At 42.6% G+C, this 19729-nt stretch carries 17 protein-coding genes; 12 read left to right on the top strand and 5 right to left on the bottom strand.

The annotated features are described in order from the left end of the window. Positions 1-82: 82 nt before the first annotated feature. Positions 83-1219 carry an acyl-CoA dehydrogenase family protein gene (locus FTU72_RS04700; RefSeq protein ID WP_179993313.1) on the bottom strand — a complete coding sequence of 379 codons (1137 nt, stop codon included), beginning with the start codon at positions 1217-1219 and terminating at the stop codon, positions 83-85. A gap of 92 nt (positions 1220-1311) precedes the next feature. Beyond that, on the bottom strand, positions 1312-2082 hold the full coding sequence (locus FTU72_RS04695; RefSeq protein ID WP_166134944.1) for a 3-hydroxyacyl-CoA dehydrogenase: 771 nt from the start codon (positions 2080-2082) through the stop codon (positions 1312-1314). Between the two features lie 138 nt (positions 2083-2220). Here FTU72_RS04695 and FTU72_RS04690 point away from each other — a divergent pair, with 138 nt between their 5' ends. The 4 genes from FTU72_RS04690 (at position 2221) to FTU72_RS04675 (ending at position 5947) form a co-directional block, all read left to right on the top strand. Next, positions 2221-3243: an AraC family transcriptional regulator gene (locus FTU72_RS04690; RefSeq protein WP_166134947.1), complete on the top strand. Its 1023-nt coding sequence runs from the start codon at positions 2221-2223 to the stop codon at positions 3241-3243. Between the two features lie 228 nt (positions 3244-3471). Continuing rightward, positions 3472-3825, top strand: coding sequence for a hypothetical protein (locus FTU72_RS04685; RefSeq protein ID WP_004783846.1), 354 nt, complete (start codon positions 3472-3474; stop codon positions 3823-3825). 323 nt (positions 3826-4148) lie between these two features. Next, a complete protein-coding gene (locus tag FTU72_RS04680) occupies positions 4149-5120 on the top strand; it encodes an aliphatic sulfonate ABC transporter substrate-binding protein (RefSeq protein ID WP_179993312.1) in 972 nt (323 codons plus the stop codon). Then, entirely contained in the window at positions 5120-5947 is an 828-nt protein-coding gene (locus tag FTU72_RS04675; RefSeq protein WP_179993311.1) for an ABC transporter permease, read from the top strand. Before FTU72_RS04680 ends, FTU72_RS04675 begins: the two co-directional genes overlap by 1 nt. Positions 5948-6016: 69 nt before the next feature. Here the strand turns inward: FTU72_RS04675 and prmC are convergent, their stop codons facing one another. Continuing rightward, positions 6017-6835 carry a peptide chain release factor N(5)-glutamine methyltransferase gene (gene prmC, locus FTU72_RS04670; RefSeq protein ID WP_159123180.1) on the bottom strand — a complete coding sequence of 273 codons (819 nt, stop codon included), beginning with the start codon at positions 6833-6835 and terminating at the stop codon, positions 6017-6019. After that, positions 6835-7923, bottom strand: a complete 1089-nt coding sequence (prfA, locus tag FTU72_RS04665) for a peptide chain release factor 1 (protein ID WP_179993310.1) — start codon at positions 7921-7923, stop codon at positions 6835-6837. Before prfA ends, prmC begins: the two co-directional genes overlap by 1 nt. Positions 7924-8282: 359 nt before the next feature. Here prfA and FTU72_RS04660 point away from each other — a divergent pair, with 359 nt between their 5' ends. The 4 genes from FTU72_RS04660 to FTU72_RS04645 all read left to right on the top strand — a co-directional run bounded on the left by FTU72_RS04660 (position 8283) and on the right by FTU72_RS04645 (position 11414). Next, positions 8283-8711, top strand: coding sequence for a glycine zipper domain-containing protein (locus tag FTU72_RS04660; protein WP_034171622.1), 429 nt, complete (start codon positions 8283-8285; stop codon positions 8709-8711). 249 nt (positions 8712-8960) lie between these two features. Next, positions 8961-9410, top strand: coding sequence for a hypothetical protein (locus tag FTU72_RS04655; protein WP_004783858.1), 450 nt, complete (start codon positions 8961-8963; stop codon positions 9408-9410). 155 nt (positions 9411-9565) lie between these two features. After that, on the top strand, positions 9566-10570 hold the full coding sequence (locus FTU72_RS04650; RefSeq protein ID WP_004783860.1) for an LLM class flavin-dependent oxidoreductase: 1005 nt from the start codon (positions 9566-9568) through the stop codon (positions 10568-10570). Positions 10571-10850: 280 nt separating this feature from the next. Further along, on the top strand, positions 10851-11414 hold the full coding sequence (locus FTU72_RS04645; protein WP_179992468.1) for a flavoprotein: 564 nt from the start codon (positions 10851-10853) through the stop codon (positions 11412-11414). Between the two features lie 243 nt (positions 11415-11657). On the opposite strand, the gene FTU72_RS04640 is transcribed toward FTU72_RS04645, so the two are convergent. Next, positions 11658-12494 carry a pyruvate, water dikinase regulatory protein gene (locus FTU72_RS04640; protein WP_166134959.1) on the bottom strand — a complete coding sequence of 279 codons (837 nt, stop codon included), beginning with the start codon at positions 12492-12494 and terminating at the stop codon, positions 11658-11660. 154 nt (positions 12495-12648) lie between these two features. Here FTU72_RS04640 and ppsA point away from each other — a divergent pair, with 154 nt between their 5' ends. The 4 genes from ppsA (at position 12649) to cyoB (ending at position 19726) form a co-directional block, all read left to right on the top strand. After that, entirely contained in the window at positions 12649-15027 is a 2379-nt protein-coding gene (gene ppsA, locus FTU72_RS04635) for a phosphoenolpyruvate synthase (RefSeq protein WP_004783865.1), read from the top strand. A 522-nt stretch (positions 15028-15549) separates the two neighbouring features. Next, positions 15550-16356, top strand: a complete 807-nt coding sequence (locus FTU72_RS04630; protein WP_179992467.1) for an RDD family protein — start codon at positions 15550-15552, stop codon at positions 16354-16356. A 301-nt stretch (positions 16357-16657) separates the two neighbouring features. Then, positions 16658-17734: a ubiquinol oxidase subunit II gene (gene cyoA / locus FTU72_RS04625; RefSeq protein WP_005236020.1), complete on the top strand. Its 1077-nt coding sequence runs from the start codon at positions 16658-16660 to the stop codon at positions 17732-17734. A gap of 3 nt (positions 17735-17737) precedes the next feature. Next, positions 17738-19726, top strand: coding sequence for a cytochrome o ubiquinol oxidase subunit I (gene cyoB / locus FTU72_RS04620; RefSeq protein ID WP_179992466.1), 1989 nt, complete (start codon positions 17738-17740; stop codon positions 19724-19726). Positions 19727-19729 lie beyond the last annotated feature (3 nt).

Here is a 19729-nt window from a genome sequence, read left to right as displayed (position 1 = left end):
TGACCATGTTTTATAGACCCTCACAATTTCCATCTCCCTCAAATGAGCTGCAGGATTTGAACAGTCGGCTATTTCATGACTTTTAAACTTTGCTCACTTCCCGGGCAATGACCAGACGCTGAATATCTGATGCACCTTCATAAATCTGGCTCACTCTGACATCACGGTAAATACGTTCAACCGGGAAATCTGAGACATAGCCATAACCGCCATGAATCTGAATCGCATCCGAGCAGACTCGCTCTGCTATAGTCGAAGCAAACAGTTTAGCCATGGACGCTTCTTTTAAGCATGGTAATCCTGCATCTTTAAGCGTTGCTGCATGTAAGACCAGTTGTCTTGCTGCCTCAATCTGGGTGGCCATATCTGCGAGACGGAATGCTACTGCCTGATGCTGCACCAGCTCTACACCAAAAGATTTACGTTCATTGGCATATTCAACAGCAGCATCCAGTGCAGCTCGTGCCATACCTACGGATTGTGCCGCAATCCCGATCCGGCCAGATTCCAGATTAGACAAGGCAATCTTGTAGCCTTCACCTTCTTTTCCGAGCAGGTTCTCAGCCGGAATCCGGCATTGATCAAAAATAATGGTCGCGGTATCGGAACAATGCTGCCCCATTTTTTCTTCCAGATTCGAGACGATATATCCTGGACTATCGGTAGGTACCAAGAAACATGAGATTCCTTTCTTGCCCGCAGATTTATCTGTCACTGCAAATACCAGTGCAATCTGGGCATGCTTACCGGTAGTAATAAACTGCTTGGTGCCATTTAATACCCATTCATCGCCATCACGTTCTGCCTTACATTCTAGTGCGCTGGCATCGGAACCAGCTTGAGGTTCCGTCAGGCAGAAACACCCCAACCATTCACCAGTTGCCAGTTTGGTCAGGTATTTCTGCTTTTGTTTCTCGGTACCATAACGCTGGGTAATCCCGCAAGGTAATGAATTCTGCACACTGACAATGGTCGATATGGCTCCATCTCCAGCAGCGATTTCCTCAAGGGCCAGTACCAGCGACACATAGTCCAGGCCTGCTCCACCCCATTGTTCAGACACGGTCATACCGAGTGCACCGAGTGCACCGAGTTCTTTCAATTCTTGTGCTGGAAATTGAGCCGTTTTATCCCTTAAACCAGCGGTGGGTTTCAGTTTTTGCTGCGAATAGTTTCGCATCATTTCCTGAATCATTTTCTGTTCGTCATTTAAAAGCACTGCGTATATCCCTTACTTATCTTTTAATTTTCCATATAGAGTGAATAAACCTATCTACTCTGACTTTTGTATTTTGCTTCGTTGGCTCGAACTTATTTTGGAGCCATACGGATGGCGCCATCCAGACGAATCACTTCACCGTTCAGATAGCTATTTTCGAAGATATGACCTACTAACTGGGCAAACTCCTGAGGTTTAGCCAGACGCGGCGGAAATGGAACCATCTGCCCCAGAGCATCCTGTACATTTTGCGGCATGCCTTTCAGCATTGGGGTTTCCATAATGCCGGGTGCAATGGTCATGACACGAATCGCTTCACGTGCCAGCTCACGCGCGAGTGGCAGCGTCATCGCAACGACTGCACCTTTAGACGCAGAATAAGCTGTCTGACCAATCTGACCATCAAAGGCTGCAACTGAAGCCGTATTCACGATTACACCGCGCTCCTCTTCATCGGTTTGCAGCTCATACTTCGCGATTAAAGCCGCTGCAAAACGAAGCATATTGAATGTGCCACTTACATTGATATTCAACACTTTCTGGAACATCGCCAGTTCATGGATTCCATTGCGGCCCAGTACCTTGGCAGAAGGTGCAATACCAGCACAGTTCACCAAGCCATTGAGTTGGCCATACTGATTTTCAACATGATTAAAGAAAGCTTCAACCGCCTGCTCATCCGTTACATCCAGTTGTACAAATTCAGCCTGCTCACCCAGTTGCTGTTGTAAGGCATTGCCCTGCTCCTGGTTCATATCCACCAGAATCACTTTTGCATCCTGTTCCACCAGATGAGTCGCTGTGGCTGCACCCAGACCTGATGCACCACCAGTTACCACAATCACTTTTCCCTGAATTTTCATGTTAATGTCCTGTTCCTATTTTTATGACAAGCTACGACTTAATAGGCAGAGTAAACAGAGATTTTATTCTGTACAATTTCCAAATGTTGCATCTTCACTGATGGATTTGGACAATAAAGAAGGGATATCTGACTGGCTATGCATTTACCAGCCTTGGAATATAGTAAGGGAACCATTTCGATTGATCTGGTTCATGAAGCACTGCTGAATGCCAAAGCACAGCATTATGATATTGCTGCGATTTTAACTAAGGCTGCCATTCCATTAGAGATTCTTCATTCCGCTAAAGCACGGGTGTCAGTGGCGCAGTATGCCGCGCTATGGACTGCACTTGCCGATAGCATGAATGACGAATTTTTTGGCATGGACAGCCATCCAATGCGCCGTGGCAGTTTCAAACTCTTGTCAAAAATGCTGTTACAGACCGATACGCTGGAAAAAGCTCTGCAGCAAATCCTGCAATTTTTTAATCTGATTCTGGATGATCTGCACAGCACACTGATGGTCGAAGAAAACTTTGCCTATATCGTGATCTATGACCAGAACCAGACCAAGCGCATGTTTAGTTATGCAACCTATCTAATGCTGATTCATACCCTGCTATGCTGGTTAAGCGGACAGCGGGTTTTACTTAATCAGATTCAACTGAAATGTGCCGCACCACTCGATGATTTTGATTATAAAGTCCGTTTTTGTGAGCAGATTGAATATCAGGCCAGTGAAAACTATATCCAGTTTGATGCAGCCTATTTGCAGCTCCCAGTAAAACAGGATCAAACCTCCTGGTATCAGTTTATTCAACAGACTCCGCATAACCTGCTAGTTCGCTTTAAAAATCCTTATGCGCTAAGTGCACAGATCCGCAAACAGCTTTTAAAAGTACCTCCGGCTGAATGGCTTGAACTGAATGAGCTTGCTTTGAAAATGAATATGTCTGAAGCCACCATGCAACGGCGTCTTAAAAATGAAGGTGTGACTTATCAACAGCTCAAAAATGAAATTCGTCGTGATACAGCCATTGAACTATTAACCCGTACGGATCAAAGTTTGCAGGACATCAGTGATCAGCTTAACTTCCAGGAAGTCAGTGCTTTTCATCGTGCCTTTAAAAAATGGACAGGGGTTAGTCCAGGTGCCTATAGACAAAATATTACTAGATAATTTATATTTAATAAGACTTAAAAACGATTAAAATTTAGCATATAAATTTAAATTTATATTTTCTCAACAGTTATATTTTTCAAGGCTTACAGCCCAAAAATAGAGGACTGAACGGTCATCCATAATGCTTTGCATTCCCTATTAATATAGTTTATTTTTCAATCAATTTTTAGTGCTTCACTTTTGGCTGTACTCCCTTTCCCTCTTTCCTTGTTGAAGGTATTTTCCATGTTAAAGATGACTGATGTTCTTGGACAAAATCTTGTTCAAAACTTCGCCCAGGCTTTAGTTTCTTCGACCGATCTTAATGCAGAGCAATTGAATCAAGGCATCTTGAATGCGTCTGATTCTGCCCTCAAAGATGCTATTGTGCACTTCTTTAACCAGATTGATGCCACTGAAGCTGCGAAATCGCTTGAAATTCCGGCTGAGCGCATCGTTGCATTACAACAAGGTATTGCACTGAAAGATGAACAATATCTTGCTGATACTGCCAAAGTCGTGGCTCTTTGCCTGGCAATGGAAACTGGTAGCCTAGATCAAGTCGAGGTTTATGACTGTCTGCAAGACTACCCAATGTAAGCTATCCAGATTGATAAAATAGTGACTCAAAAAGCGATGCTAATGCATCGCTTTTTTTATGGCACTCGTTATTTATAAAACTTCCTACTGCAAAGACGAATGATTAAAAAAACAGCTTATCAATTTACGCCATACCATTTTTAAAATTTTATCTAAGCAAAACCTTTCTATTCTTTATTTAATAAATTCAAATAAAAACAAATACCTATATTTAAAACTGTTAATTATTTCATTTTTTGATTTGATTATCTTTTTTTCTTTTTTGTGTGCTTATCGATTTATCGATATGAATGTAAAAAATTTAATTCAAGATTGAGATATTCATGAAAAAAACATTAAGAACTTCGGGTCTGACTTTACTCGGTCTTTCTATTTCTTTCTTTACCGGCTTGGCTAACGCAGCGATTCCATCTGAATTAAAATTGGATTATGCCTATTACGCACCGACCAGTCTGGTGGTTAAAGAACAGAAACTGCTAGAAAAAGCTTTGCTAAAAACCAAGATTAAATGGGTATTTAGCCAAGGCAGTAACCGCTCACTCGAATATCTAAATAGCGGTAGCACAGATTTTGCTTCTACTGCAGGTTTAGCGGCAGTGCTTAGCCGCGCCAATGGTAGCCCGATTAAAACGGTTTATATTCAGAGCCAGCCTGAATGGACAGCACTGGTCGTTAATAAAGATTCAAATATCAAATCTCTGAAAGATTTGAAAGGTAAAAAGATTGCTGCCACTAAAGGTACAGATCCTTTCTTATTTACTTTACAAGCCTTAGATACGATTGGTTTGGGCAAACGCGATGTAGAGCTCGTTCATTTACAGCATCCGGATGGTAAGACTGCGTTAGAGCGTAAACAGGTCGATGCCTGGGCAGGCCTTGATCCTTTAATGGCATCTGCGCAGGCACAGTCAGGTGCCAAATTACTATATCGCAATGTCAGTTTTAATTCTTATAGCGTACTGAGCGTAAAAGACCAGTTTGCCAAATCCAGTCCGGAAGCGATTGAAGCAGTGATTAAAGCTTATGAACAGGCACGTCAATGGGCGAAAGCCAATCCCGACAAATTGGCTGAATTACTGGCACGTGAAGCCAAGCTTCCGATTGAAGTCGCCAAGCTTCAACTCAGCCGTACTAATCTGGATCAGAATATTCCAACCACCAAACATACCGGGGCATTACAAAAAGCTGGTCGTATCCTGACGGAAGAAGAACTGGTTCGTAAAGGAACCAATGTCAATCAGGTCGTGACTCAATTATTTGATGCCCGCTATGCTAAAAAGGTTGCAACTAAGTAATGGCTATACCGAAAAGCATCTCGGAACAGTTGAGCGTGGAAGAACAGTCAAAATCCGCTGTGTTACCACGCAGCATTTCGCTGATCAAAGCCCTCACCCTGCCTGTTATTTTTATCGTATTGGTAGAAATACTGGTCCGTAATGGCGTAATCGAACCTTATCTGTTGCCTGCACCGAGTAGCCTGTTTCAGTCCTTTACTGAACTGGCTGAGGGCGATTTATGGCAACACATCTGGACCAGTAGCTGGCGGGTTTTTCTTGGCTTTGGGATTGGTAGTGGATTGGGACTGATCTTTGCGATCCTGGTTGGGCTAAACAGACATGCAGAAGATTTTCTGGAACCAACGTTTTCTGCAATTAAATCCATTCCGAGTCTGGCTTGGATTCCGTTACTTTTACTTTGGTTAGGGATTGATGAATCTTCTAAAATCACCTTGATCGCGATTGGTGCCTTCTTCCCGACATATACCAATACTGTGGCAGCGATTCAGGGTGTGGATCGTAAGCTGATTGAAGTCGCAAAAGTCTATCGCCTGAAATACTGGCAACAGGTTCAGCAGATTGTATTGCCTGCTGCCTCACCGGGAATATTGACTGGCTTAAGGAATAGCCTGAGTTTATCCTGGATGTTTATGATTGCAGCTGAATTGATTGCTGCCACTCAAGGGATTGGTTATCTGCTCAGTGATGGTCGTGAAACTTCACGTCCGGATATTGTGATTATTGCGATTATCCTGTTAGCAGTCCTAGGCAAAATCACCGATAGCATTATGAAATTGTTCGAAACCCGCTTACTGCGCTGGCGAGATGTGATTAAAAAGTCATAATTTATTGAATAAAAGAATTAAAAAAGCGACCTATCCAGGTCGCTTTTTTATTAAATCAAGCTTTAAAAATTAATGTGGCCACTGACCTAAAGTTACCCGGTCATTTCCGCCATAATCTTTCACTGTACGGACCTGTTTATAGCCAGCTTGAGTAAACAGATGGCGGACCGCATCGCCCTGATCATAGCCGTGCTCAAGCACAACCCAGCCATTTACGGTTAGATGCTTTTTAGCTTGCTGAATAATCATCTCAATATCAGCCAGACCATTTTTGTCTGAAACCAGCGCACGTTCCGGCTCAGTCGCCAGATCAGGCATATGCTCATCGTCTGCATCAATATACGGTGGATTAGATACAATCGCATCAAAGAACTGCCGACCAAATGGTTTTAGCCAGGAACCAAGCACAAACTGCACCTGATCTAAATCATGCTGTTCCGCATTATATTTCGCAACTTCCAGTGTGGGTTCATAAATATCCGAAGCGGTAACAGACCAGTTAGGGCGCTCAGACGCCAGTGACAAGGCAATAGCACCGGTACCAGTTCCCAAGTCAACAATTCGTGCATCTTCCGGCAGGTCTAATTTCAGGACTGTTTCGACCAGCACTTCGGTATCCGGGCGTGGTACTAGCGTATCTTTAGTGACTTTTAGATCCAAAGTCCAGAACGGTTGTGAACCTGTGACATAGGCCAATGGCTCACCTGCAGCAATCCTCGCCAGGCTTTCGACATAGGCCTGTTCCTGTTCAGGCGTTAACTGCTGGTCTTTTTTCATTACCAGATCAAAAGCATCAATCTTGGTAATGTGTTCCAACAGCCAGGCATTTTCCTGACGTTCATAACTTTCAGGTTCACCACGTAAAGCCAGTGCTTCTTGAATGTTCATTAGCCACCATTCTGCTGTGCAAGCATGGCCAACTGATCGGCCTGATATTCACGATGCAGACTGTCTAATAGCTCAGTCAGATCACCTTCCATCACGGCATCCAGCTTATATAAAGTCAGGTTAATACGGTGATCGGTCATACGACCTTGTGGATAGTTATAGGTGCGAATACGTTCTGAACGGTCACCCGAACCGACCAGGTCACGGCGCATTTCAGAAGTCGCTGCATCTGCTGCGGCACGTTTGGCATTTTCCAGACGTGAAACCAATAAAGCCATCGCTTTGGCTTTGTTTTTATGCTGTGAACGTTCATCCTGACATTCCACCACAGTACCGGTTGGAATGTGCGTAATACGCACCGCAGAGTCAGTTTTGTTAATGTGCTGACCACCAGCACCTGATGCGCGGTAAGTGTCGATACGTAGGTCAGCCGGGTTAATGTCGACTGAAGTATCTACATCCACTTCTGGAAGAATTGCTACAGTACATGCTGAAGTATGTACACGACCTTGCGATTCTGTCGCAGGCACACGTTGTACACGGTGTGCTCCACTTTCAAATTTCAGGCGACCATATACCCCTTCACCATTCACCAGGCAGATGACTTCTTTATAGCCACCATGCTCACCTTCATTTTCAGACAGGATTTCAATACGCCAACCTTGAGATTCCGCATATTTGCTATACATACGGAATAAATCACCCGAGAAAATCGCAGCTTCGTCACCACCTGTTCCGGCACGAATTTCCAAATAAGCAGAGTTGGCATCATTCGGATCTTTTGGAATCATCAGGATATTCAAATCAGCCTCAAGCTGTTCGATCAGGGCTTTATTTTCCTTAATCTCTTCCTGCGCCATTTCCTTAAAGTCAGGATCAGACAGCATGGCTTGCGCAGTTTCAATATCTTCTTCAGCCTGTTTGTACTTGGTCCAAACGTTGGTAATCTCGGTTAAATCATTATGCTCACGTGATAACTGGCGAAAACGCTTGTTGTCCGAAATCACTTCAACATCTGCCAATAACGCAGTCAGTTCTTCATGACGGTCAGAGAGTTGGTCTAATCGTAAACGTAACGATTCTTTCATTTTCTAAAAAATCTCAAACATAAGGCTGTGACTAAACTAAACAGTGATTTAGCACAGCGAAATCAAAAAATTGCGCCTAGTTTAACGATTCTCTGGGTCAATGAACATCATTATTCAGTAAGTCAGTGTTTAGATGCAGCGATGTCACCGCCATTTGTTAACAAATATAAATAAAATCTTCAGTTTTGGATTTTTTCTGCTCAATTCGATCCTTATTTATTTCTCATTTTACAAATTGGCAAATAAACACATTAAATATGGAGGTAGATCTTCACATTCTTTTGGGCATGATTTGTTACATTTTCTGCGTCGAAACACACTAACATATGAAAGTCCTATCAGGGACACGGAGTTACAACATGAAACTCAATGCAATTTTACTGAGTGCTGCAATGGCTGCAGGCTCAATGATGACAGTGAGTGCGCATGCAGACAGTACTGCACGTGTGGCAGCAGCAAGTGCTTTAGGTAGCGTTGCTGGTACTGCACTGGGCAAAAACATGGGGGGCAACACTGGCGCAACAATTGGTGCTGCATTAGGTGGTGCAGGTGGTGCTGCTGTTGCAAGTAACAAGAAAAACCGTACCTCATCTGCAATTGGTGGTGCTTTAGGTGGTGGTGCTGGTTATACCGTAGGTAAAAACATGGGCGGTTCTAATGGCGGTTACATCGGTTCAGCACTCGGTGCTGCGGGTGGTGCAGCATTAGGTAATAAAATTTCTAAAGATAAAGCAGCCGATCGTGCCAAAGCGAATCGTGCTAAACACTGGAAAAAACGTCACCGTTAATTTCTTGCCCTTAGGCTCTTTAAATTCGACGCTACATTTAACATTAAAAGCACCTGTTTGGGTGCTTTTTTTATTATGCGTTCAACGTATTCAAATTCATGTAATACATCAACTTATTCGAACAAGATCATGAATAAATTAAGGAGATAAAAATCACAATTCGCCAACACTGCCTCCATGCTATTTGACGGTTGCTAGATTAAATTTATCTCATCAACAAATACAGCTAGATATATAAAAGGTGTACTCATGAATTACAAATCTCTAATGATCGCTGTCGTAGCAACCTCAGCCATGGGTATGACAGCCGCCAATGCCGGAAATACAACGAATACGGCTTTAGCTTCTGCTTTGGGTGGTGTCGTTGGTGCCGCAGTGGGCAATAAAATGGGTGGTACAACTGGTGCAACAATCGGTTCTGCGATTGGCGGTGGTGCTGGTGCCGCAGTAGCAGCGAATAAACGTGACCGTAATGGTGCGATTATCGGCGGTGCTTTAGGTGGTGGTGCCGGTTATGCCGTAGGTAAAAACATGGCGGGTTCTAATGGCGGCTTAATTGGTGCTGCATTAGGTTCTGCTGGTGGTTCTGCCCTTGGTAAAAAAGTCAGCGAAGACCGTCGTTATGATGACCGTTATGACCGTCGCTATAGTTCAAAAAACTATCGTACTAGCAACTACCGTTATAACCACCGTCGCTAAGATTTCCTCTAATCACTTTTCCTCCTTGAATAAGCATCTTCGGATGCTTATTTTTTTGCCTGTTATTTTGGTTTACATATATATCGATTTTTTTCGATATACAAATACAATGCAAAGTCGTATGCTCTTAGTCATGTTTATTCAAGAGTAATATTATGCGTACGCTTACCGATACCCAGTTCTCTATTCTCGAACTGGTTCCAGTTCGTGACGATAAGACCATTCAATTCTCCCTGCAACATGCGTTGGAATTGGCCCAGACCGCAGAACGTCTAGGTTATAGCCGGATGTGGCTGGCCGAGCATCATAATATGGATGGTATTGCCAGCTCAGCGACTGCCGTTCTCTTAGGCTATTTACTGGCAAATACCAATAGCATCAAACTTGGCTCTGGCGGCATTATGTTGCCAAACCATGCACCCTTGGTAGTAGCAGAACAGTTCGGTACATTAGCGACTTTATATCCAGATCGTATTGAGCTGGGTCTAGGCCGTGCTCCTGGTACCGATCAAATGACCATGCGTGCTTTACGTCGTGGCCGTCAGGAAACTGAAGATCAGTTCCCGCAGGATGTTTTAGAAATTCTGCAATACTTTAAAGATCCGATTCCAGGCCAACGCATTGTGGCAACTCCAGGCCAAAGCACACACGTACCTGTGTGGTTATTAGGTTCGAGCCTGTTTAGCGCACAACTGGCAGCAAAACTTGGTCTACCCTATTCTTTTGCATCTCACTTTGCTCCGCGTATGCTTGGTCAAGCGATTCAATTGTATCGGGACAATTTCGAACCGTCTGAATATCTGGATCGTCCTTATGTTTCTATGGGCGTACCGACTTGTGTCGCAGATACAGATGAAGAAGCTGAATATCTGGCAACAAGTGCTTACCAGCGTGTCCTTGCCCTGATTCGCGGTCAAAGCCTGAAATTGAAAGCGCCGATTGATTCTATGGAAGGACTCTGGTCACCACCTGAAAAAATGTCTGTCGACAATTTCTTTGCCATGGCGCAAGTGGGTTCCAAAGAAACTGTTAAAGCCGGTTTGGAAGCACTCATAGCAAAATATGATGTAGATGAGTTTATCTTCACCTGTGACATCTATGACACAGAGAAACGTCTGCATAATTTTGAATTGCTGATGCAGATCAAAAACGGGCAATAATGCTGTCTTGCTTTGCCTAATTTATTCTGATCTATATACCCACTCTTAGGAATGGGTATATTTTTTAAAACTTTGTTTGAAAATTTTAAGTCTCCAAATAGATAAATCCATGTCTAAGATGGATCTCCTGCGCTTTAATACATCTATGTCTCATTAAAAATACAATAGAAAAAAGAATGACTGTCTAAGTTAAATTTTGAACTTTACCGCTCTAGGGCTTTTGTTAATATCTATAACAAAGCAAATAAGACCAATTATTAAATAATTTCAAGGAAAAACAATGTCCACCAAGCAGGATGCATACGCGGGTATATTTGAGAATCGTCCCGAAAATTTCCAGCATTTTACTGGCATTAAAATGCCCTCTTCCCAGCTCGCTGAACTTGACTGTGCCGGAAAAGATATTGCGATTATCGGTACGGATCAATTTACCGTAAGCCAGCTCAACAAGATTAGCCAGCAAGCTCACTCAGTAAAAGTTTTTCAGATTAATCCGCAATTTGTATTGCCAGGTACTGAACGTGGTTTGCAGCGGTTATTAAATCACCCCTTAATCATTAAAAATCGACGCCTATTTAATAACCGCATTAAAAGCATTTTATCATTACGTTATCTAGAAAATCAGGTACAAAATTTATGGCTCAGACGCCAGCTCATGCCAAATCTTGCAGCCGCATCCAAAGTTTATCTTAAATCAGATCACTATTATGCTGCTCTGCAACGTGAAAATTGCCAGCTGATTACCTGGCCTATTGCAAAAATTTCCGAAAATAGTATTCATTGTATTAATGGAGATGAACATCAGGTTGAGCTAATTGTGCATACTTTTCAATCAGCAAGTTAATCTGTTTTTAGCACATAAGATTAAAAATTCGGAGTGTATTTGGAAAAATTTAGCTCTGCAAAATTGAATTTTTGATTTCATTGAATAGCAAAAAAGTTTAAAAAACAATCACTGCATTTTTTATTAAAATATTGAATATTTCAACAACTTATAATATTCATATTTTATTTCTATGAAAGCAGTATTTTTATTAATTTTTATCTATAAATCAGAGCCAAACTGAAGTCTGGCTCTGAATTCTTTTTAGCCAATTCGACGTTTTAGTCCTGTCATCTGTAAGACACGCGTTGAGATTTCTTCAATCGACATTTCCGAAACATTCAGGTACTTTATCCCTTCCGAAATATAGATGCCTTCAATTGCACGCAGTTCCATCTGACACTGGCTAAAGCTGGCATAACGGCTGTTGGCCTTACGTTCTGTACGAATTGCAACCAGACGTTCTGCATCAATCATCAAGCCAAAAAGCTTGTTTTTATGCGGTCTTAGCACTGCTGGCAGGCGGTTATCGTCCAGATCTTCTTCAGTTAGCGGATAGTTCGCTACACGAATTCCAAATTGCAGAGACAAATAAATTGAGGTTGGAGTCTTACCGGAACGCGATACGCCAATCAGGATCAGATCAGCCTTATCATAGTGACGCGTACGCGCACCATCATCATTGTCGAGCGCAAAATGTACGGCATCAATACGTGCCTTATAAGACTCAGAATCGGTCACCGCATGGGTCTGACCGACTAAAGTCGTAGGTTCAGTACCAAGCTCTTCTGATAATTTACTGATAAGCCCTTCAAAAACATCAAGATTTACTGCATTTGCAGTATTAATAATTTCACGCACATAGGGATCCACCAACGTATCGAAAACCAAAGGTTTTTGACCGTCTTTTTGGGCACGTTCATTGATCTCTGTGACCACATTCATGGCCGCTTCTTCAGAGCTAATATAAGGGATAATATGAATGTCAAAATCCACATGCGGAAACTGCGCTAACAGTGAGTGGCCAAGGGTTTCAGCAGTAATGGCAGTACCATCGGAAATAAAAAACACACTCCGCTGAATTTGTTTACCTTCTGACATTAAAATTCTCCTCAAACATTTGTCTTAGTACTATATAATCTTTATAGTAAACCGATCTTACATGACTGTCGCTTAGTAAAATCAAAAACCTAGAAGATTTGCTATACTCTCATGCCAAGATAGTGATTAATACTGCAAAAGTGGAGTAACAACTTTGGAAGCGCGCGTAATTGGTCTAGAAAAATTAGGGAAGCACGATGTTGAGCTTGTAGGTGGGAAAAACTCATCTCTGGGCGAAATGATCAGCCACTTATCTAATGCTGGTGTATCAGTACCAGGTGGCTTCGCAACAACAGCTGCTGCTTATCGTGAATTTCTCGAGCAAAGTGGCCTAAACGCTAAAATCAATGCAGAGCTTGCTGCACTTAACGTTGATGACGTCAATGCACTTGCTGAAACTGGTGCAAAGATTCGTCAATGGATTGTGGAAACTCCACTTACTGCTGAACTGGAAAAGGAAATTCGTGCAGCTTTTGCAGAACTTTCAAACGGCAACCCTGACATCGCGGTTGCCGTTCGTTCATCTGCGACTGCAGAAGACTTACCTGATGCTTCTTTCGCAGGTCAGCAAGAAACCTTCCTGAACATTCGTGGTATCGATAACGTTCTGATCGCGATCAAAGAAGTGTTTGCATCTTTGTACAATGACCGCGCGATCTCTTACCGTGTACACCAAAACTTTGCGCATGACGTGGTTGCTCTTTCTGCAGGCGTACAACGTATGGTTCGCTCAGAAACTGGTGCTGCTGGTGTAATGTTCACTCTAGATACTGAATCAGGCTTCCGTGATGCAGTATTCATTACAGCTTCTTATGGCTTGGGTGAAATGGTAGTTCAGGGTGCAGTAAACCCGGATGAATTCTATATTTCAAAACCGCTTCTAAATGCAGGCAAACACGCTGTACTGCGCCGTAACTTAGGTTCTAAACACCAGAAAATGATTTATGGTGAAGAAGCCGCTGCGGGTAAATCAGTTGTTGTAGTTGATGTAGAAAAAGCGGATCGTCAACAATTTGCATTGAACGATCATGAACTGCAAGAATTGGCTAAGCAAGCACTGATCATTGAAAACCACTACGGTTCTCCAATGGACATCGAGTGGGCGAAAGACGGTGATGACGGCAAAATCTACATCGTTCAGGCGCGTCCTGAAACTGTGAAGAGCCGTGAAAATGTCGGCACGATGGAACGCTACCTGTTAAAACAACGTGGTACTGTAATCTGTGAAGGCCGTTCAATTGGTCAACGTATCGGTTCTGGTAAAGTCCGCATCGTAACTTCAATTAAAGAAATGGACAAAGTACAAGACGGTGATGTACTTGTATCTGATATGACTGACCCGGATTGGGAACCAGTAATGAAACGTGCTGCTGCGATTGTAACTAACCGTGGTGGTCGTACTTGTCACGCTGCGATCATCGCACGTGAACTTGGGGTTCCAGCTATCGTAGGTTGTGGTAATGCAACCGAAGTCCTGGTTGACGGTCAGGAAGTGACTGTATCTTGTGCTGAAGGTGATACTGGTTTCATCTACGAAGGTGCGCTTGATTTCGAAATCCAAACCAACTCTATCGAATCTATGCCAAAACTTCCGTTCAAAATCATGATGAACGTAGGTAACCCGGATCGTGCATTTGACTTCGCGCAAATTCCGAACGAAGGTATTGGTCTTGCTCGGCTAGAGTTCATCATCAACCGTATGATCGGTGTGCATCCTAAAGCATTATTGAACATCGATAGTCTGCCACGTGAAACTCGTGCTGCTGTACTTGCTCGTACTGCAGGTTATGCATCTCCAATCGAATTCTATGTAGAAAAACTGGTTGAAGGTATCTCTACTCTTGCTGCTGCGTTCGCTGACAAACCAGTGATCGTACGTATGTCTGACTTCAAGTCAAACGAATACGCTAACCTGATCGGCGGTAAACTGTACGAACCTGAAGAAGAAAACCCAATGTTGGGCTTCCGTGGTGCAAGTCGTTATGTATCTGACAACTTCCGTGACTGCTTCGAACTTGAATGCCGTGCACTGAAAAAAGTTCGTGACGAAATGGGTCTGACTAACGTTCAAATCATGATCCCGTTCGTACGTACTGTTGCTGAAGCTAAACGTGTTATTGAGCTATTAGGTCAAAACGGTCTGAAACGTGGTGAAAATGGTCTTAAAGTGATCATGATGTGTGAATTGCCAACTAACGCTTTGTTAGCTGAACAGTTCCTTGAACACTTCGATGGTTTCTCTATCGGTTCAAATGACTTGACTCAGTTAACGCTTGGTCTTGACCGTGACTCTGGTATCGTTTCTCACCTATTTGATGAACGTGATCCAGCAGTAAAAGCGCTTCTTTCTATGGCCATCCATGCTTGCCGTAAAGCCGGTAAATATGTAGGTATCTGTGGCCAAGGTCCTTCTGACCACCCAGATCTTGCACAATGGCTGATGGAACAAGGTATTGAATCTGTATCTCTTAACCCAGACTCAGTATTGGATACCTGGTTCTTCCTATCTGAAGAGAAAGCTCAAAAAGCTTAATTAACTCTTTAAAAAAAGACCCTTTCATAGGGTCTTTTTTTATGTTCTCAATATTACCTAGATATTAGACCTCTTGCGAAAGTATTATTTTTGACTATTTTAGACTTTGATATTTATTTAAAAATCAACGTTTATCACTGATTAAATTTTGACTAACGCAAGAGGTCTATTATCTTAATTATATTTATAGTTAAGTGATTAATTATATGTTTTTTGATTTAACAGAAATCAAATTATTTATATAAGCATAAGCTTCTTAGTGCAATGACAAACAAACACCAACAAACATCATGATAAAAAATTGCATAATTAAATTTAAGTGAATTTTCACATCTTGATAGCAAAATTATCAATCCTTGCTACACTGTCTCAATTATGGAGGAATTTGGTGATGAACATTCTTGAAAATCCTAAACTTATCCATATATTACACTTATATTCTTTTATTTGTTTTCAGCCTGAAAATACTTAAACTCCTAGTTCAATTTTTGTCTAAATTTATATTTTTGAGATTCAGTTTATATGCAGATTTACTTGGCACGAAATAATCAACAAGCTGGCCCATATACGCTCGAGCAATTAAATCAGATGCTTGCCAACCAACAGGTACTTCTGACTGATTTGGCTTGGCATCAAGGTATGACCGAATGGAAAGCTTTAGGTGAACTCACCCAAGGGAAACTGATCTATCAGCCTGAAGGCTATGTAGCACCAGAAATGCCAGCGACACCTGCCTATCAGGCTCCACAGAACGCAAATGAGTTAAGTACAGACCATCTTCGTGCCCGCAGCTCTCAAAATGTTGCAGCAAAAAAAGAACTGGCGAGTATTCCAAGCCGTATTTTAGCCAAGATTGTGGATCTGCTTTTATGGCTGCCTGCGACGTTTATTTTGACCGCATTTTTTACTCCTGAACAGGAAACCCAATTCGCACAACTGAACCAGGAATTTATGAATGTGATGTTAAGTAGTGATGCTGACCCTGCTTTGGCACAGCAGCTACAGACTCAGATGTTTGACATGTTTTCACAGCAGGCATGGATTGCGACTGCAATTTACCTGGTGATCATGCTCGCTATTCAGGCTTTTCTGATTGCCAAATCGGGTCAAAGTATCGGTAAAAAACTGACTAAAATTAAGATCGTAGATGCTGAGACTGGTGAAAAAACCAGCTTGATGCGTGCCTTCACTATTCGCAGTGTGTTCTTTATTTTCCTGAATATTATCTTCATGCCACTCAGCACAATCATTGACTGGGCGTTCGGTTTAGGGCAAAAACGTCAAACCGTGCACGATAAACTGGCAAAAACTCAAGTCGTTAAACAATAATTAGTTATGCCATAAAACGGGATGTTTTGGCATCCCATTTTCCTACATAACTTTGAAATTACAATAAAATTCCTATAAATATTCTTGAAACTCGACCGACAAAATCGGTTTTTATTACAGTCATTTAAAGCACCTTTATATATAGCTTAGTTTGGCAATATCAGGCATAATGCCCTACAACGTAGCGGTGTATTATGATTAGAAGGGTGTTTTGTAAAAAAACGGCCTCTTTTATCATGCGACACTTTAATCGCTATCCCATATTAAATTAGGGAATGGGACTCTTCACCGAGGTTGTAAAATGAGACAAACGATTTTAGCTGTATTGTCTTTATCAACGATGGCTGCACTTTTAACAGGGTGTGGTGGTGATCTAGTACTTCTGAACTCTAAGGGTCCAGTTGCTGAAGGCCAAAGTAGCCTGATGATGACTGCGATTTACTTAATGCTATTGGTGGTAATTCCATCAATTATCATGGCATTATGGTTCGGTTGGAAATATCGCGCATCGAATAAAGACGCAGACTATAAACCTACATGGGCACACTCTACTGCGATTGAAATTGTAGTTTGGGGTATCCCTGTCATTATTATTGGTATTTTAGCTTGGTTAACTTGGTGGGGTTCCCACAAGTACGACCCATACCGCCCACTTGAGGCAGATAAAGCACCATTAACAGTTCAGGTTATTGCTGAACAGTTCAAATGGATCTTCATCTACCCAGAACAAAACATTGCGACTGTAAACGAAATTCGCTTCCCAGAGAAAACTCCGGTAAGTCTTCGTTTGACTTCTAACTTCACGATGAACTCATTCTTCATCCCTGCGTTAAGTGGTCAGATCTATGCAATGGCGGGTATGCAAACTCACCTGAACTTAATGGCAGACGAAACTAGCCCAGCTGAAGGCTACCGCGGTTTCTCTTCTAACTATTCAGGCTATGGCTTCTCACAAATGCGCTTCCGTGCACATGCTGTGACTGATGCTCAGTTTGCTGAATGGGTAGCTGCAGTTAAAGCAGGTAACGGTACTTCAGTAAATCCAGAAGCAGTTCAAAAAACTGTTTTAGACCAAGCTGAATTTGCAAGCTTGCGTGACGGTAACCGTGGTAAACACCAAATCGAAGCGATTATTGCAAAAGCTACGACTCCTGAAGAGAAGGCTGCTGCTGAAGCAATGAAGCCTTACCCAACTAAGCCACATCCAGTGACTTACTACTCTTCTGTTGAGCAAGGTTTGTTTGAATCTGTGATCAATAACTACATGAGTAACTATCACGGTGCTGATCACTCAGCGTCTTCTGTTGCTCACCAGGAAGCAGCTGCTTCTGAAGCACATGTAGATGTTGAACATGCGACTGCTTCTCAAGGAGAATAATTCATGAGCTTCTTAGGTAAGTTAGGTCCAGATGCAATTCCGTACGATCCAATCGTACTGGTAACTGTTGCAATGATGATCTTAGGTGGTATCGCAGTTGTTGCAGGTATTACCTACTTCAAAAAATGGGGCTACCTGTGGAACGAATGGTTCACATCTGTAGACCATAAAAAAATTGGTATCATGTATATCTTTGTATCAGTGATCATGCTGGTACGTGGTTTCGCCGATGCGATTATGATGCGTCTTCAGCAGTTCCTTGCAAAAGGTGGCGGCGAAGGCTACTTGCACCCAGAACACTATGACCAGATCTTCACCGCACACGGTGTGATCATGATCTTCTTCGTGGCAATGGGTCTTGTTGTTGGCTTAATGAACATCTCTGTACCGCTTCAAATCGGTGCACGTGACGTTGCATTCCCATTATTGAACTCTTTAAGCTTCTGGCTGTTCGCTGGTGCTGCGGGTCTGATGATGGCTTCACTTGCGATTGGTGAATTCGCTGCGACTGGTTGGATGGCTTATCCTCCACTATCAGGCATTGAATACTCTCCTGGCGTCGGTGTGGATTACTACATCTGGGCACTGCAGATTTCAGGTCTGGGTACGCTATTAACGGGTGTTAACTTCTTCGTTACCATCATCAAAATGCGTGCGCCTGGCATGAAACTGATGGAAATGCCAATCTTTACCTGGACATCTTTATGTACAGCAGTATTGATTATCGCAGCATTCCCAGTGTTGACTGCTACTATTGCAATGCTGTCTCTTGACCGTTACTTCGGCTTCCACTTCTTCACAAACGAGCTAGGCGGTAGCCCAATGCTTTATGTGAACTTGATTTGGACTTGGGGTCACCCAGAAGTATACATTCTGGTATTGCCAGCATTTGGTATTTACTCTGAAGTTGTATCGACTTTCGCTCGTAAAGCATTGTTCGGTTATAAATCAATGGTGTATGCAACAGTTGCAATTACAGTATTGTCATTCGTTGTATGGGTTCACCACTTCTTTACCATGGGTGCAGGTGCCAACGTTAACGCGTTCTTCGGTATCATGACCATGATTATTGCGATTCCTACTGGTGTGAAAATCTTCTCTTGGTTGTTCACCATGTACAAGGGTCGTATCGTTTACACTACCCCAATGCTATGGACACTTGGCTTCCTTGTGACTTTTGGTATCGGTGGTTTAACAGGTGTATTGATGGCAGTTCCACCAGCGGACTTCCTGGTACATAACTCTTTATTCCTGATCGCTCACTTCCATAACGTAATTATTGGTGGTGTAGTATTCGCGATGTTCGCGGGTATCATCTTCTACTGGCCGAAAATGTTTGGTTGGAGACTGAATGAGACTTGGGGTAAAGCAGCATTCTGGTTCTGGTTCTTCGGTTTCTACTTTGCATTCATGCCACTTTATATCCTTGGTTTCATGGGTATGACTCGTCGTCTGAATACATTTGATAACCCAGACTGGGATCCGTATGTAAACATCGCAATGTTCGGTGCAGTTCTTGTAGCACTTGGTATTGTATGTTTCATCATGCAAATCGTTGTTGGTTTCCTACAACGCGATCAACGTCTAGATTTGACTGGCGATCCATGGGATGGTCGTACACTTGAATGGTCTACATCTTCTCCTGCTCCGTTCTATAACTTTGCTCATCTTCCAAAGATCAATGGTATTGATACTTTCTGGGTCGAGAAAGAAAACGGTGTTGCTTATGCAAAACCTACGAAGTACGAAGATATCCATATGCCGACTAACCGTGCTGCTGGTTTCATTATCGCAATGTTCATTACTGTTATGGGCTTCGCGTTAATCTGGCACATCTGGTGGTTAGTAGCGGTTACTTTCGTAGCAGCTATCATCAGCTTCATCGTGTCTTCTTTCACCAAGAAAGTGGATTACTATGTTCCTGCTGCTGAAGTTGAGCGTATTGAAGGTGAACGTTATGCGATCCTTGAAAAACACTTGAAGAAGGACTAAGAC

The sequence above is a fragment of the Acinetobacter sp. YH12137 genome, from assembly GCF_013418535.1.
Classification (GTDB): Bacteria; Pseudomonadota; Gammaproteobacteria; order Pseudomonadales; family Moraxellaceae; genus Acinetobacter.
Note: the sequence above shows the minus strand (reverse complement) of the source record. Positions and strands in the feature narration are given on the sequence as shown.